Below are 16,207 nucleotides of genomic sequence, written 5' to 3'. Positions count from 1 at the left end.
GTGCCGGAGCCGGCGCCGCCCGCCCCGCCAGCGCCGCCGTTGGCGAATATCCCGGTGCCGCCGCCCTTGCCGCCGGCGCCACCGACCCCCGCGGCGCCGCTGCCCGCACCACCCGTGCCGCCGGCGCCGCCGCCGCCCAGCATCTTGACGTTGCCGCCGTCGCCGCCGCGGCCGCCGATCAAGCCGGCCCCGCCGTTGCCGCCGGTGCCGCCGTCACCGATGATCCCGCTGTTGCCGGAGCTGCCACCGTCCCCGCCGGTGCCAAGGAATGCGGTTCCGCCCTGGCCGCCGAGACCGCCGTTGCCGAATACTCCGGCGGTTCCCGCATCGCCGCCACGGCCACCATGCCCACCACTGCCGGTGGCGTCACCGCCTAGCCCGCCGGTGCCGCCGCTGCCGTGCAGCCGTCCGCCGGTGCCGCCGTGCCCGCCGGCCCCGCCGATGCCGTTGGCGCCGGTGGCGATCCCGCCGGCTCCACCGTCGCCGCCGTGGCCGAGCGAGAAGGCCCTGCCGCCGGAACCCCCTATGCCGCCGGCGTTTTCGCCGGTGCCGCCGGCCCCGCCCATGCCGCCAGAACCCTCCAGCCGCCCACCGCGGCCACCGGTGCCACCGTCACCACCAAAACCGTTGACGTCGCTGCCGCCCGCGCCGCCGGCTCCGCCGTGGCCCAGCAATGAGGCGCTGCCCCCGGCACCGCCGACGCCGCCGGTTCCCCCGACGGCGGTGGCGTTCCCGCCCGCCCCGCCGGCGCCGCCGGCACCGAACAGCCAGCCGCCACGGCCGCCGTTACCGCCGGGCCCGCCGGCACCGCCTTGTCCGCCCATGCCGCCATTGCCGATGAGGCCGGCGCGCCCACCAGCACCACCGGGTGCTCCCGGGTTGGTGCCGCTGCCGCCGTTGCCGCCGTTGCCCCACAAGAGCCCGCCGGGCCTGCCGGGCTGCCCGACGCCGTTGATCGTCTGCCCGTCGGCGCCGTTGCCGATCAGTGGGCGCCCCACCAGCATTTCGGTGGGCGCGTTGATCGCGCCGAGCACGTCCTGCTGCAGCATCTGCAGCGGCGAGGCGTTGGCGGCCTCTGTGGCGGCGTACGCGCCCGCCCCGGACGTGAGTGCCTCGACGAACTGGTGGTGAAACGCGGCCGCCTGGGCGCTGAGTGCCTGAAATTCCTGGCCGTGCGCGCCGAAGACGCCCGCGATGACGGCCGATACCTCGTCGGCGCCCGCGGCCAGCACTGCCGTGGTGCGGGTCGCCGCGACCGCGTTGGCCGCGCTGATCGTGGACCCGATACCCGCCAGACTTGTTGCCGTGGTTTCCACCATCTCCGGCATTGCGATCACAAACGACATTCCGCACCTCCCGACAGTTCGGCTATCGTCAATTTGACCAAGGGGAAAAGCAAAAACCATAGGAGCGTATCGCGACCGTGGCAACAAAAGCCACACTTAAATAAAAAATAACGATTGGCCTTACTTTCGAGCGCTCGCGGCTCTAGCGAACTGCTTTAAACCGCATCGCATTCGTCCAATGTCGCGCATGTGCGGCCCGGATACGGGCCGGGGCGTTTTGCTAATGACATTTGTGGGCAGGCCACTCTACTCATCCAACGCGCGAAATCCAAGTGCCTAAAGACTGAAAATGCTGACCGGTTTATCCACGCTCGCAGCCCGTTGAATTACGCGACATCGGCACGGATTACCTGCGATTACCGGGGCGGTGGTTTCCTTGTCAACGGCCAGATTTCAATACCCGAGGCACGGTTTGGTGGTGAGTTAGCCGTCGGCCGTCCCGCACTCGGCGACGGCGGCCACGTGTGGCGACGATGGATAGCGAGCAGCGCAGGAGGATATTCATCGATGTGAAAAGGGTCGGTGAATGCGAGACGATAATGAACAAATTCGGGCAAACGTTGAGGATACGAGGCTATGTCGGCGCGAACCTCACGTTGTGGTGGTTCGAGTGGGTTTCTATCGACCGTCGCGCGCTGAGGGAATGTCGTCCGTCGAAGGCCGCGGCCGGCTTCCCGGCACCTGTGAGAATTGGCGATTTAGCCACTTTTTCATACCGATGAAATGCGTTCCCCGCTCCACCAAAAACCTGACGTCGTGTCTAGACGCAATCGAAATGCGCACGCAGCATCCTTTGGGGCGACGGCTCACAGTTGGAACTCATCGCCCGCCTAGTGCCGCCTCATCGACTGCGTGTTAGCTCGGTCCATCGCTGGCATGCCGACTGAAAACTTGGGATCGGTAGAGCGAGCACGACGACACGATTTCGCTATTCGGCGACCGTCGGGCGGTCGCCACGTCGTTCGGAGGTCGGGATGTCATTTGTAGTTGCGATCCCGGAGTACGTGACGGCGGCGGCCTCGGATCTGGCGAATGTCGGTTCGACGATCAGTGCGGCCAACGCCGCGGCGGCGGCCCCGACGACGGCAGTGGTGGCCGCCGGCGCCGACGAGGTCTCAGCGGCCGTCGCGACGATGTTCGGCGCGCACGCGCAGGCCTACCAGGCGATCAGTGCCGAGGCGGCGGCGTTTCACCAGCGGTTCGTCGAGCTGCTGACCGCCGGTGCGGGTTCCTATGCCAGCGCCGAGGCGGCCAACGCCAATCCTTTGCAGGGGCTCCTGAACGACATCAATGCGCCGTTCGACGCGCTGTTGGGTAGGCCGCTGATCGGAAACGGCGCCGACGGAACCCCCGGAACGGGCGCCAACGGTCAGAACGGCGGATTGTTGTGGGGCAACGGCGGTGCCGGCGGTTCCGGCGGGCCCGGCCAGAACGGCGGCACCGGCGGCAGCGGCGGGTTCTTGTTCGGCAACGGCGGCCGCGGCGGGACGGGTGGCAACGCTATTGGCGCCGGAGTGGCCGGCTTTGGCGGCAACGGCGGCAATGCCGTCGGACTGTTCGGCAACGGCGGCGGCGGCGGGACCGGCGGTGTCAGCATCAACGGCGTCGGCGGCGACGGCGGCTTCGGCGGGAACGGCGGGTTCCTGCTCGGCAACGGCGGCATCGGCGGGGCCGGTGGCAACGGCTTCGTTGCCGGCTGGGGCGCCGCCGGCGGCAACGGCAGCACCCTGATTTACGGCGTGGGCGGCGCCGGCGGCGCCGGCGGGTCCAGCCTCAACTTCTCTAACGGGCTCGCGGGCGTCGGCGGCGACGGCGGCAGCGGTGGTGCGCTCTTCAACCTCATCGGCACCGGGGCCGACGGCGGCGCCGGCGGGGCGGCCGTCGGCGCGGGCAACATCGGCGGCCAGGGCGGCCAGGGCGGCTGGGGCGGCGGCGGCCTCCTCTTCGGCCTTGGCGGCCACGGCGGGGCCGGCGGAACCGCCCTGACCCCCGGCGGCACCGGCGGGCCCGGCGGCTATGGCGGCGACAACGGCTACGTGTTCGGCGATGGCACCGGCAGCATCTATGCCGGGGGTTCCTTGTTCGGCATCGGCGGAGCCGGCGGCGACGGCGGGGCGGCCCAGGCCGGCGGCCACGGCGGCACCGGCGGGCTCGGCGGTCTCGGCGGCCTGGTGTTCGGCCTCGGCGGCCACGGCGGCAACGGATTCGGCGCGCCCGGCTTGGCTTTCGGCGGTAACGGCAGCCAGGGCGGCTACGGCGGACTTCTCTTCGGCATCGGCGGTGGCGGTGGTAACGGCGGAGTCGGGGCCGTCCCGGGCGTTGGTGGACAGGGCGGCTTTGGCGGGTATTACCTCTTCGGTCCCAATGGGGCGAACGGGTTGCCGGGCTGACGTAACCCGTTGAAGGGCAGGCTATTCAGAGTACCTCGGTGACGTTGGGGTCCCCAGCCTCTTCTCCGGAATCCGCGCATCGAGCGGTGAGTTCCGCCAACGCCCCGTCCATGTCGTCGGGATCGAAGCTCACGCACGTCTGCAGGAGGCCCTCCCGACTGACTTCCGTGATCTGCAGCATCTCGACGGTCGGCGCAGCCGGATCTTCGGGGTCGCGGTAGTGCGCGCGGGTCAGCGAGAGGCGCTGGCCTCTGATTGCGATCGTTTCAACCGTCAATCGGGAGCCGCTGGGCGCGGCGTCGAACATCGCCTGCATGTTCTTTCGCCTTGCCGGGCCTTCGAATTCGTCCCGCAGGCCTTTTCGTCGGTCTTCATAGCGCAAATCGGTGGTGGTGAGGGCCAAAAACCCATCCAAGTCGCGGCGATTGAACGCGTCGGCCAGCCCCGACCAGATTCGCGTCGCGGCGTTCTCAAGCCGTACGGCCGACCGATTCAGCTCGTCGAAGCGCGCGAGCGCTGCGTCGAGGTCCGCTTCGTCGAATAACTCTGCGCCACTGACGCGCTCGCCGTCGACAGTGAAGATGTCGACTATCCGCCACTCGGCATCCATGCCATCCTGCGAGGTGCCATGCGAGGCATGGGTGACGACCGCGCCTAGGTCGCTCAGCCGATGCACAGCCTCGATGTAAGTGGTCAAATTCGGCGTGACGTCCCACGTCGCATGGAGGAATGTGGCCCAATCACCAGCCTCGAACGGTGCGAGTGACCGATGGTCGATCCTGACCCAGTCTGGCGTAATCGCAGGAACCTCACGCCGATTCAGCGCAACGAATGCTCGCATGAGGACCGACCACGTCTGCGCGTGGGCGGCCGCTTCACCTGCGAGGTACCGGGCGTCGAGTTCGGCGAAGGCGGCGTCCATGTCGTCTGGGTCGAAGCTCACGGTGTCGCGCCTCGAGCCGTCGTCGCTGATATCAACGACGCACAACAGCTCGATGGCGACCGGGCGATCGACAGGATCGGTGTCGCGGAAACGCTCGCGGATCAGCGCTACACCTGACCCCCTGATCGCGATGGGCTCGACCTCCAATAGCCAGCTGTCGGGCGCCGTCTCGAACAGGGCTCGCGCGGCCTTCTGCCGTGCCGGTCCCTCGAGGAGATCGCGCATGCCCTTTCTCCTATGCTCATACCGCCCGTTCGGGCTCATGGAGGCGAGAAGACTGTCCAAGTCGCGGCGGTTGAACATGTCAACTATCTGCACCCAGCTTCGCGTCGCGGCGTTCTCGAGAAGCGGCGGCCGATCAAGCTCATCGAATCTCGCGAGCGCGGCGTCGAGGTCCGCCTCGTCGAATAGCTCGCAGCGATTGACCTTGTCGCCTTCGACCGTCACTGCTGCGGCGTACCGCCATTCGGCCCCGAAGCCCTGTTGCGAAGTCCCGTGCGCCGCATGAATAATGACCGCGCCGCGGTGACTCAGCCGATGCACGCTTTCGATCCAACAGGTGACGTCGGGCGCGACGTCGAACGTGGCACGAATGTACGCGGGCATCTCGCCGGGCGCGAAAAATGCACCGCGACGGTGGTCTATATTCACCCAGTCGGGCGTCACGGCGGGAACCTCGTGCCTGTTCATTGCCGCGTAGGCGCCCGCGATGGTCGACCACGTATGCGCGTGGGCGGCCGCCTCGCCGGCGAGGTAGCGAGCGTCGAGTTCCGCGGATGCAGCGTCGATGTCGTTGCAATCGAACGTTATTAGCGTCGCGATCCTGGTGTCGGCGTCGGCCTGGACGATGCTGAGCAGCTCGACATCGAACTCGCCGTGCCGCAGATCGCGATTCAAGGAATGGACATGGGTGAGTGCGAGGCGCTCGCCCCGGGTCGCGATGACGGTCAGCGACATGCTCGCCTCAACCTCGTCAAGGACTCGCATGTTTGTGCTCACGGCGCCGCGACCGCGCCATATCCCGAAATTCACCACGCGGCGGCGATCGGCGAAGAAGCTATCCTCCGCCACGATCTCGGCCATCGCGCCCCACTGGTGGGACTCCGCATACGCGAAAAATCTCTCGGTCAGGCGGCTTGCGGCATTTTCAGGTCGCCGGTCCGGTGTCTGCAATTCGTCGAAGCTGGCGAGTGCGGCGTCGAGGTCCGTCTCGTCGAAAAGCTCGAATCGGCAGACCAGCTCGCCGTCAAATGCGAAAAGGCCGATCTCGCGCCACTCGGCATCGAAGCCCTCGTGTGAGGTCCCAGTCATTACCTCTGTGACCACCGCCCCAAAGTCACTCAGCCGATGCACGGCTTCGATGTGACCCTTGAGGTTTGGGACGACGTCATAGCTGGCACGCAGAAAGGGGATCGCGTCGTCGGGCGAGAACGCTCTGCCTCGGCGATGATCGATGTTGACCAAGTCCTTCGTCGTCGGCGGAAGTGCATGTCGGTTGTAAACGGTTTGAACCTGCATCATGGCCGTCCAGGTTTGTGAGCAAGCAGCTGCTTCACCGGCGAGATAGCGGGCGTCGAGTTCTTCGAACGCGGCGTCGACGTCGTCGATGTCGAACCCGATCCGCGCCACAATCCGATTGCCCGCTCCAATCTCAACTATGTTGAGCACATCGGCGGTAACTTCTTCGGGCCGCACGCCGTGGGTTACCACGCCAACATGAGTGAGGGCGAGGCGCTCGCCGCGGATGGCGATGACGGTTGACTCGACGTTCTGATCGCTCATTTCGGCGACGGCTCGCATTTCCGCGACGTGGTTATCCCGACCGTGCCTGACGCCGGCGTTGACGACCCGGCGACGGTCGTCGGTGCGAACGTCATCGGCGAGTAGCTCTGCCATCGCGTCCCAATCGCGAGCGGCGAAGCAGGCCCAGAAGCGGCGGTCGGCCTGGATTGCCATGTTTTCCAGTCGCCGCGGCTGCGGGCGCAGTTCCTCAAACCGTGCGAGCGCGGCCTCAAGGTCATCCTCTTCGTAGATCTCCAGTCGCGGCCCCTCGGAAGCAAGGAAAAACACACGGACCCACTGCAATTCATTTCCGTGCGCGTCGGTACCTTCGATTATGTGGCTGGCAACGATGCCGTGGACATCCAGAGCGTGTACTGCCTGTACCCGATAGCGCGCATCAGGAACAAGGAGCCACAGCTCTTCGAGGCCGCGCCTGAAGTCACCGTCTGCGAACGGGACCCGCCGATGATCGGCATACGCCAGTCGTTTGATCATTGGACCCGACTCGTGGCGATTGAGTTCGCGCTCGATGTCCAAGGTGGTCTGCCACGCCCGCGCGTACGGCGCGGCTTCACCGGCGAGGTATCGGGCGTCGAGTTCCTCGAAGGCGGCGTCGGTGTCATCGGTGTCGAACACGACGCAGGTCGCGATTCGCCCGTCGCCGTTGATCTCGATGACGGCGAGCGCCTCGGCCGAGAACGGGTCATCTGGCTCGCCTTGTCCCGTAAAGATCAAACCGAGGAGTGCGAGATACTTTCCACGGGTGGCGATTATCGTGGCTGTTACTTGCCCGAGCCAGACGTCGGCAGTGGCCCGCCAGTTCGCCATCTCGACATCTCGACCGCGTCGGATACCGTCGTTGACGACCCGTCGACGATCGTATGTGCACACGTCAGCGGCGAGTAATCCCTCCATAGCGTCCCAATTGCGGACCGCGAAATGCGCCGAGAATTGCTCGGCCACTTTGCTCGCCGCGTTTTCGAACCGCCGTGGCGGTGGTTGCAGTTCGTCGAAGTGGGCGATTGCGGCTTCGAGGTCCGCCGCGTCGAAGATCTCACAGCGGTTGATCAGATGGCCCTCGGTTGTGATAACTTCGATTCCTCGCCATTCCGCGTCGAACCCGTCACGTGAAACTCCGTGCGCCACATGGCTGCAGACAACGCCAAGGTCGGTTAAGCGATGCACGGCCTCGATGCGGAAGGTGATGTCTGGTATCAGCTCCCACAGCGAACGAAGGGATGCGTTGAGGTCGCCATCCTCGATTATCCCGGGTCGCCGGTGGTCGCGGTTTACCCAATCCGACGTCGTTGCGAACAGCTCGTGCCGGTTCATCGCGGCATACGCACCCGCGACGACTGACCACGTTTGTGCCTGGGCGGCGGCTTCGCCGGCCAGGTATCGGGCGTCGAGCTCTGCGAACGCGGCGTCAATGTCGTCGGGGTCGTATGCGACGCGTGCCAGAATCCGCTTGTCGGCCGAGGATTCGACGACAATGAGCATATCGATGAGGAATCCGCCTGCTTGTTGGTCTTCGCTCGAGATAGACGTCCGGCACAGGACAAGGCGTTCACCCCGAGTCGCGATGACTGTCGCATTGCTCGTCTTCGCCCCAATTTCGGCGAAGGCCCGCATGTTCGCTAATTCAACATCCCTCCCGCGCCGCATTTCAGCGTTGACGACCCGTCGATGGTCGTCGACAGACGTATCGGCGGTCAGTACTTCCGCCATAGCGGCCCAGTCGCGTGCGGCGAAGCACGTCCGGAAGCGTTCGTACGCTTGGCTTGCGGCGTTCTCCAGTCGCGGTGTCGGGCGGCTGAGCTGTTCGAAGCGAGCGATCGCGGGGGCAACATCGGCATCGTCGAAGACCTCGACCCGATTGACCAGATCGCCATCGACCGTCAACACGGCGAGTCCGCGCCACTCGGCGGCGAAGCCCCCATGGGCTGTCTCATTGGCCGCGTAAGTGATGACCGCTCCGTAGCTGGCCAGCGCATGCACTCGCTCGACGTAGACATGGATGTCCTGATCGAGATCCCATCCGGCACGGATGTATTCGGTCACGTCGCCGGGGCCGAACGCCGTCTCGCGTCGGTGGTCGATGTTCACACAGTCGGGTGTGGTCGGTGGCAGCTCATGTTGATTGAGCGCGGTGTAACTACTCGCAATGATGGACCATGCGTGTGAGTGCGCGGCTGCGTCGCCGGCGAGGTAGCGCGCGTCGAGCTCCTTCAACGCGGCTTCAATGTTGTCGACGTCGAAGAAGACGACTGCGACGATTCGCTCGTCGGCGTCAACCTCGAGCACGCCGGCCGCTTCGAGAACAAAAGCCTCAGAATCGTGATCGTGAGCGGAGAAGCGGAGACGCACGAGTGCAAGGCGCGGCCCTCGGGTCGCGATCGGGGTCAGCGTCACTTTGGTGCTGAATAGGTCGGCGATCGTCCGCATGTCCGCGATCTGTGCGTCTCGACCAGTTCGGAGTCCTACCCCTACTACCCGACGTCGGTCGTCGTTGGTGAAGTTGTCGGCCAGTATCTGCGGCATGGCGTCCCAGTTACCCGCTGCGAATTGTCCCAGGAAGCGCTCGCCGGCTTGGCTGGCCGCGTTCTCCAACCGCCTTGTCTGTGAGCTCAATTCGTCCAACCGTGCGAGGGCGGCGTCGATGTCTGCCTCGTCGAATAGCTCGCAGCGGTTAACCAAGTCACCCTCGGCCGTCAACAGGTTGACCTCTCGCCACTCAGCATCGAAGCCCTCGCGGGAAGTCGCATGCGCTGTGTGGGTGACGACCGCTCCCAAATCAGTCAGCCGATGCACGCTTTCGATGTAGATGAAAGCTTGCGGTGTTAGTTGCTCCCACAAGGCACGAAGGGAGGCGCCAAGACCACCATCCTCAATCCTGACTACGCGTCGATGGTCGGTGTACACGCAGTCTGGTGTCCTCGCGGGCACCTTGCGCCGATCAAACGCGGCGTAGGCGCTGGTGACAAAAGACCATGTGTGCGCATGAGCGGCCGCTTCGCCGGCCAGGTAGCGCGCGTCGAGCTCCGCGACGGCGGCTGCGAAATCGTCAGTGTCGAATGTGGCCCAGGCCGCGACCCTACGGTCGGCGTCGATCTCGACGAGCCATAAGAGATCGACGCGGAACGCATCCGGTTTCTCATCGCTGCGCGATAGTCGCAATCTTGTCAGGACGACGCGCTCCCCGCGGGTAGCAACAACCTCGGACGTCGCGTCCGTGACCCCGAGATCGGCGGCCAACCGGAAATCTCTGAGCTCAGCATCACGGTCCTGCCGGATGCCGGCGTTCACCACATGACGACGATCCTCGGTCGAAATGTTGCCGGACAGAGCTGCGGCAAACGCGTCCCAGTCCCGGGCTTCAAAACACGTTAGCAAGCGTTCGGTCACTCGGCTTGCCGGGTTTTCCAGCCGGTGGGTCGGCCGGCTGAGTTCCTCGAAGTGGACGATTGCGGCGTCGAGGTCGTCCTCGTCGAATATCTCACAGCGGTTGAGCACGTCGCCTTCAACCGTTCCGACGGTGATCACCCGCCATTCGGCATCGAAGCCTTCCTGTGATGTCTCACGCGACGCGTTGGTGAGCACTGCGCCAAGATCATTCAGCCGATGCACTGCCAGGATGGTGTGGCTGAGGTGAGTAGTGAGGTTCCACGCGGCATCGAGTAATGCGGGCATTTCACCAGACGCAAACGATGTTCCTCGGCGGTGGTCGATGTTTACCCAATCCGGTGTCGTCGGAGGCAGCTCCCGTCGGTTAAGAGCGGCGTAGGCCTGCGTAATGGCAGACCACGTGCGCGAATACGCGGCGGCTTCACCGGCGAGATAGCGTGCGTCGAGCTCTGCCATGGCGCTGCCCATGTCATCCGCGTCGAACAGGATGCTCGCCGTGAGGTGCTCGTCGGGGCCGATCTCGGCTACCTGAAGTGCGTCGGCCTGGAATGTCTCGGTGTACTCGTCGCCCTGAGAGAATCGCGCATGGGCGAGAACGAGGCGCTGCCCGCGGGTGGCGATGACGGTTGAGGTCGCGTGCGTGATCCCGAGCTCGGCGGCCTGCCGCATCGTTTCGACCGCAGCGCCTCGGCCGCGCAGGATGCCTGCATTCACCACTCGACGGCGATCTTCGTTGTGAAAGTCGTGAACCAGCGTGTCGGCCAAGGCATCCCAGTCGCCGGCGGTGAAGCACGCTTGCATGCGCTCGAACGCGCGCGAGGCCGCGTTCTCTGGCCGTCGTGCAGGGAGGCTCAGTTGGTCAAACCTCGCGAGGGCGGCGTCGATGTCCGCCTCCTCGAATACTTCTACTCGGCTGAGCATTTCACCGTTGACCGTCATCAGGTCGGTGCCCCGCCACTCGGCAACGAAGCCCTCGTACGAGCCTCCATTTCCTGCCCAGGTGAAGACCGCCCCGAGCTGGCTCAACCGATGCACGCTCTCGATATAGACGTCGAGCTTCTGGTCGAGATCCCATCCGGCACGGATGTAGTCGACACCTTCGCCAGGCGCGAATGCCGCCACGCGGCGGTGGTCGATGGTCACCAGATTTTGCGTCGCCGCCGCAATTTCGCGCCGATTGTGGGCGGCTAAGGCACCCGAGATTACCGTCCAGGTTCGGGAGTATTCGGCCGCTTCGCCGGCGGCGTAGCGGGCATCGAGCTCGGTGATCGCGGCATCGAAGGCGTCGAGGTCGAACGTGACGACGTGCGCAATCCGCTCGTCGCCATCGATCTCGACGACGTTGAGGGCATCATTCTGAATCGCTTCGGGGTCGCGGCCGGAGGCACGAACACGCGCGAGGACGAGACGCTCGCCGCGGATCGCCATGGCGCTCAACATCGATATCGTGAAGCCGACGCCGGCCGCCGCCTGCAGGTCTCTTACGACCTCACCTCGACCATATTGAGTCTCGGCACTCACGACCCGTCGATGATCGACGCCGACATAGTTGTCGGCCACGGTGTCGGCCAATGCGTCCCAGTCGTGCGCAGCGAAGTGTGACCAGACGTGTTCGAATACGCGCGCTGCCGCGTTCTCCACCCGATGCGCGGGCGGGTGCGGGTCCTCGAATCGAGCGTGGGCCGCATCGAGTTCGGCGAGCGCGGCGTCGAGGTCTTCGACGTCGAACCACACCTGCAGCGAGAATCGACCTTCCTCGTCGATGCCGTATAGGCTGAGAAACTCGTCGTACGGCCCCCCGGGGCTTGCGTCGGCGCTCTGCACCCTCATTCGCGAGAGAGCCAGCCGCCCGCCTCGGACGGCAATCACCGCTTGGTTAACCCGCAGGCCTGCTTCGAAAATGGGCCTGTTCGCTCGCGCGAAGTCCGATGGCAAGTCGGTCTGCGTGAATCCGACTATCTTCCGGCGACTCTCGATAAGTGCGTGGGGCGAATACAGGTGCTCGATTTCGTCCAGCGCTCGGCGATCAAGCGCAGCGATCATGCGCTCGCCCGCCCGTACGCACGCGTTGTCGAGTTCTTCGGCGGGCGCTTCGCCGGCGGCGTAGCGGGCATCGAGTTCGGCGAGCGCGGCGTCGAGGTCTTCGACGTCGAACCACACCTGCCACGCGACTCGCCCCTCATCGTTGATGGCGTACAGCTGAAGAAGCTCGTCTTGTGGCGCTCCGATGCCCCCGTCGGGACTGCTCGTCATTAGCCGCGAGAGAGCTAGCCGGTCGCCTCGAGCGGCGACCATGACATGGTTGATCCGCACGGTGCCCAGCTCGAGTTCGCGCCTCATCTCACGTAGTACCGCTTCCGAGGAGAGTGTCAGTCCGACCACCTTCCGGCGACTGTCGATCGAGATATCGGGCGCGAACAGCTGCTCGACCTCGTCCCACGCTTCCCGATGAATAGCGGCCATCACACGTTCGCCCACTAGCGCGGCCGCGTTATCCAACTCGACGTTCGGGGCTTCGGGTGGAGCCTCGGCCACCGGCTGATCGCGTTCACCAAGAATGCCGCGTGCCCTCTCGGCAAGCGCCGCAGCGCCTTTCCGCTCGTAGAGATCCGCCGCCCGCTCGGCCGCGGCACGCGCACCGGCGACATCGCCGGCGGCGCCCAAAACCCTCGCCAGTGTCAGGCACGCATCGCCGTGATCAACCAACGCGTCCGTGCGCTCGGCCAAGCTGACCGCGGCCTCGGCGACGCGGCGCGCCTCGCCGTGGTCGCCCGCACGCGCCAGCAGCTGCGCCCGCAGCGTGCGCCAGGCGATCGACGGCTTCAGCGCGTGCCCGGCGAGACGCTCACTTTCGGAACATAATTCGTCGGCCTCGGCGTCTCGGTCGAGCGCCAGATACGCCCGACCCAGCAGCGCCGCGGTCTCCGCGGTGTCCGCGTCGAGGCCCATGCGGCGAAAGCCGGTGTAGGCCTTCAGGAGATGCCCCTCAGCCGCGGCGGGGTCGTCCACGACCAGCTCGACGATGCCGGCGAACTGCTCGACCTCGAGCAGGGCATGGCGCAGACCGAGCTCGGTGACCGTGCGCCGGGCCGAGTCGATCATCCGGCGGGCCGCCGCCGCCCGGCCGCGGAACGCCTCCAGCACGGCCTGGCACCGCGTCGACGTCGCCTCCACGGCGGGGGAGTCGGTCGTTATTCGCAGGAGCCGCACCACATCCAGGCACCGTCCGCCCGCGCGCGGAACCGGATTCGGTCCCCACAGGGCCGCGAGGGGAGCGTTGGCAAGCACGTTGTTCACGCGGCGGTGTTCCCGCGCGCGCCGCGCCGCGGTCAGGGCGTCGTCCAGCGCGACCTCGCAGTCGCCGATGCGCCCGAGGCGGGCCAGGCATCCCGCCCGAACGGTGTGGGCCTTGGCTTCGCCTGCCGCATCGTCCAATTCGGCCAGCTTCCCGGCGGCCGCGCTCAGCGCGGCTTGGATCTCGTCCAGCCGCTCGGGATGGATCAGCATTGACAGCTGTCCGTCGAAGCACGTCGCCCAGGCCGCCAGCCGGGCCGAATCGACCGTCGTTCCCTGCAATTGCGAGACCGCGCCGGCGGCCGAGGCCACGTCACCCGCTGCGAGCAGGGCCTCGCACCGTGCCACCAGCAGCTCGGCGGTCTGATCGTCGCGGTCGGGCAGCTCGTCGTCGATCTCCTCCAGCGCGTGCAGTGCGTGGTCGTAGAGGTCGGCCGCACCTTCATAGGCGAGGCGCGCCATCGCCTGGTCGGCGGCGCGCCGGCAGTACTCGACGGCCTTGGCCGCATTTCCCGCCCACGCGCATTCGAAGTAGTGATGCGCCAGCTCGGCCAGTAGCTCGTCGTCGGCGCCGGGCTGGCTCTCCAGCGTGGCCGCGATGCGCTGGTGCAGCCGCATGCGCCGCACCGACGGCAGCTCGGCCAGCAGCGACTGTCGAACCAGGGCGTGGTTGAACCGGTAGCGACCGCCGGGTTCCTCGATGACGATTCCGGCCTTGCACGCCTCGTCGAATGCGTCGACCAGGTCGTCGCCGACCACACGCTCGACCAGTTCCAGGTCGAACCGGCTGCCGACCACGGCGGCCGCGGCCAGCGCCTTGTTCGTCTCGGGCAAAAGCCTTGTGAGGCGGCGGCTTACGGCCTCGCGGACGCCCTGCGGCAAGGTGCTCTGGTCCCAGCGGCCGCCGCTCTCGTCGACGTGCCGCAGCGCCTCGATGAGGAAGAACGGGTTGCCGCCCGTGACCGACGCCAACGCGCGGGCCAGCTCTTCATCGTGGTAACCCGCCTCGGCCACGTAAGCGGTCACGTCGTCCTCGTCTAAACCGCTGAGCTGTATTCGATTAGCGCTGCCGTCACGGTGCAGGTCGGCGAGCATCGCCGCGAGCGGATGGGAGCGGTCCAGATCGGTGCTGCGGTAGGTGCCGATGATCTGCACCCGCGCCTGCTCGCCGAAGCGCAACAGGTGCCGAAGCAACAGCAGCGTCGGCTTGGCGGCCCAGTGCAGGTCGTCGAGGATCAGCACGACGGGCGCGCTTGCCGAGGCGACTCCCAGGACCGCAACGACGGCGTCGAACAGCGCATAGCGTTCGGTGTCCGGGTCGGCGCGGGTTGGGGCGGCCAGATCGGGCAGGATGTCGGTCAGCCCGGGGACCAGGGCGAGCAGCGCCTCCACGCCGCGCAGCCCGCGGAGCCCACCGGCGCCGAGGCAGGGCAGCAGCGCACGCAGCGCTTCCGCGAACGGCTGGTACGGCGCACCGAGGTCCTCGTCGCAGCGGCCGTAAATTACAAGGGCGCCTTGGTCGTACGCCTGTCGGGACCATTCACCGGACAGACGGGTCTTGCCGACGCCGGGTTCGCCGGCGATCAGCACGGCGTTGGTGGCACCGGCCAGCGCGGTCTGCCACGCGGAAAAGAGCCGCTGCAACTCGGTCCCGCGTCCGACGAACGGGCCGGGTCCGGCCAGCACGGCGGGCAGGGCCGGGCGTTCCATGGGCACTTCGGGGGAGGCGGGCTGCGGCTGGTCCCCGGCGGTTGCCAGTCGGAGCTCGAAGACGTGCTCCGGGCGGGCGAGGTTGCGCAGCTCGCGCCGTCCCAGGTCGGCGAGCACAATGTGGTCCGGCAGTGAGTCGATGACCAGTTCGGCGGTCGCACCCGAGCACAGGATCTGGCCGCCCACGGCCAGGGACCGCAGGCGCGCGGCGCGGTTGACCGCCCGCCCGAAGTAGTCGCCGTCGCGAAGTTCGGCCTCCCCGGTGTGCAGCGCCACACGGACGCGCATCGGGTCCGAAAGTGCCCACGGCTCATGGGCAATCGCGTCTTGCAGCTCTATCGCCGCCGCAGCGGCCGCGGACGGCCGGTCGAAGACCGAGAACGTGGCGTCGCCTTCGCCGCGGGTCTTGATCAGCCGCCCCCCGCGTGAGGTGACGATCTGCTCGACGAGCTCGTCGTGGCGGGCGAGCGCCACCGCCATGGCGCCGGCGTCCGCCTCCCACGCCGCCGTCGACCCTTCGATGTCGGTGAGCAGGAAGGTCACGGCGCGGGTGACCGACGAAACCCGTTGCGTCGAAGGGACTTCCAATGCGGCGTCCTGGGCGACGATCAGAGCCTCGAGCCGCCGAAGATTCGGTCCGGGGTCGACGCCCAGTTCGTCGGCGAGCAACGCGCGCGCCCGTTGGTAGGCGCCGAGAGCCTCACCCTGCCTGCCCGCCCGGTACAGGGCGAGCATCAGCTGGCCCCAACGCCGTTCGCGCAGCGGCGCATCGGCCACCGCGGCCTCGAGCTCGCCGACGATCTCGGCGGCGCGGTCCGTCGCGAGCAGCGCATCGGCCCGATCCTCCACCAACGCGGCATGGGCCTCGATCCACCGTGTCTTCTCCGGCGTGCCGCGCCGGCCGTCGGGCAGCTCGGGGATCCCGCGCCACAGTGCGAGCGCCTCGTCGAAGCAGACCACCGCCCGGCTGTCGTCGCCGGCGGCGGCGGCGTCGCGACCCAACCGTGCGGCCGTTAGGTAGCGCGCGGCGTCGACTTCGGTCTCGGCCAGGGTCCAGCCGGCCCCCTGCGTCAAAACGAAGCCTTCGCCCAGGGTGCGACGCAGCAAAGAGATGTGGGTCTGCAGGGCCTTGGCCGCGGTGCGCGGCGGATCGTCACCCCAGAGCAGCTCGACGAGTGAGTCGGACGACACCACCGAACCGTCGTGCAGCCCGAGCATCGTGAGGATCGCGCGGGGCTTGGCGCCCGGAATCGCGACCGGCAGGCCAACCTGCCGGACTTGAAGAGGCCCCAAAACCTCGAGTTCCACCATGTGCAGCGTAGTCACGTCCGCAATCG

3 protein-coding genes are annotated in these 16,207 nt (G+C 66.9%); 1 reads left to right on the top strand and 2 read right to left on the bottom strand.

The window, feature by feature from the left end:
* Positions 1-1,346: PE family protein (locus AWB89_RS26795; protein ID WP_142282665.1), on the bottom strand; the 1,346-nt coding region annotated here is incomplete at its 3' end.
* A gap of 974 nt (positions 1,347-2,320) precedes the next feature.
* Between AWB89_RS26795 and AWB89_RS26790 the strand changes: the two genes are divergently transcribed.
* Positions 2,321-3,736, top strand: coding sequence for a PE family protein (locus AWB89_RS26790; RefSeq protein ID WP_085177820.1), 1,416 nt, complete (start codon positions 2,321-2,323; stop codon positions 3,734-3,736).
* A gap of 25 nt (positions 3,737-3,761) precedes the next feature.
* Here the strand turns inward: AWB89_RS26790 and AWB89_RS26785 are convergent, their stop codons facing one another.
* Positions 3,762-16,178 carry a BTAD domain-containing putative transcriptional regulator gene (locus AWB89_RS26785; protein ID WP_263992430.1) on the bottom strand — a complete coding sequence of 4,139 codons (12,417 nt, stop codon included), beginning with the start codon at positions 16,176-16,178 and terminating at the stop codon, positions 3,762-3,764.
* Positions 16,179-16,207: the final 29 nt, after the last annotated feature.

Origin of the sequence: Mycobacterium paraense, assembly GCF_002101815.1 — a bacterium.
Classification (GTDB): Bacteria; Actinomycetota; Actinomycetes; order Mycobacteriales; family Mycobacteriaceae; genus Mycobacterium; species Mycobacterium paraense.
This window is presented reverse-complemented; position numbering and strand designations above follow the sequence as displayed.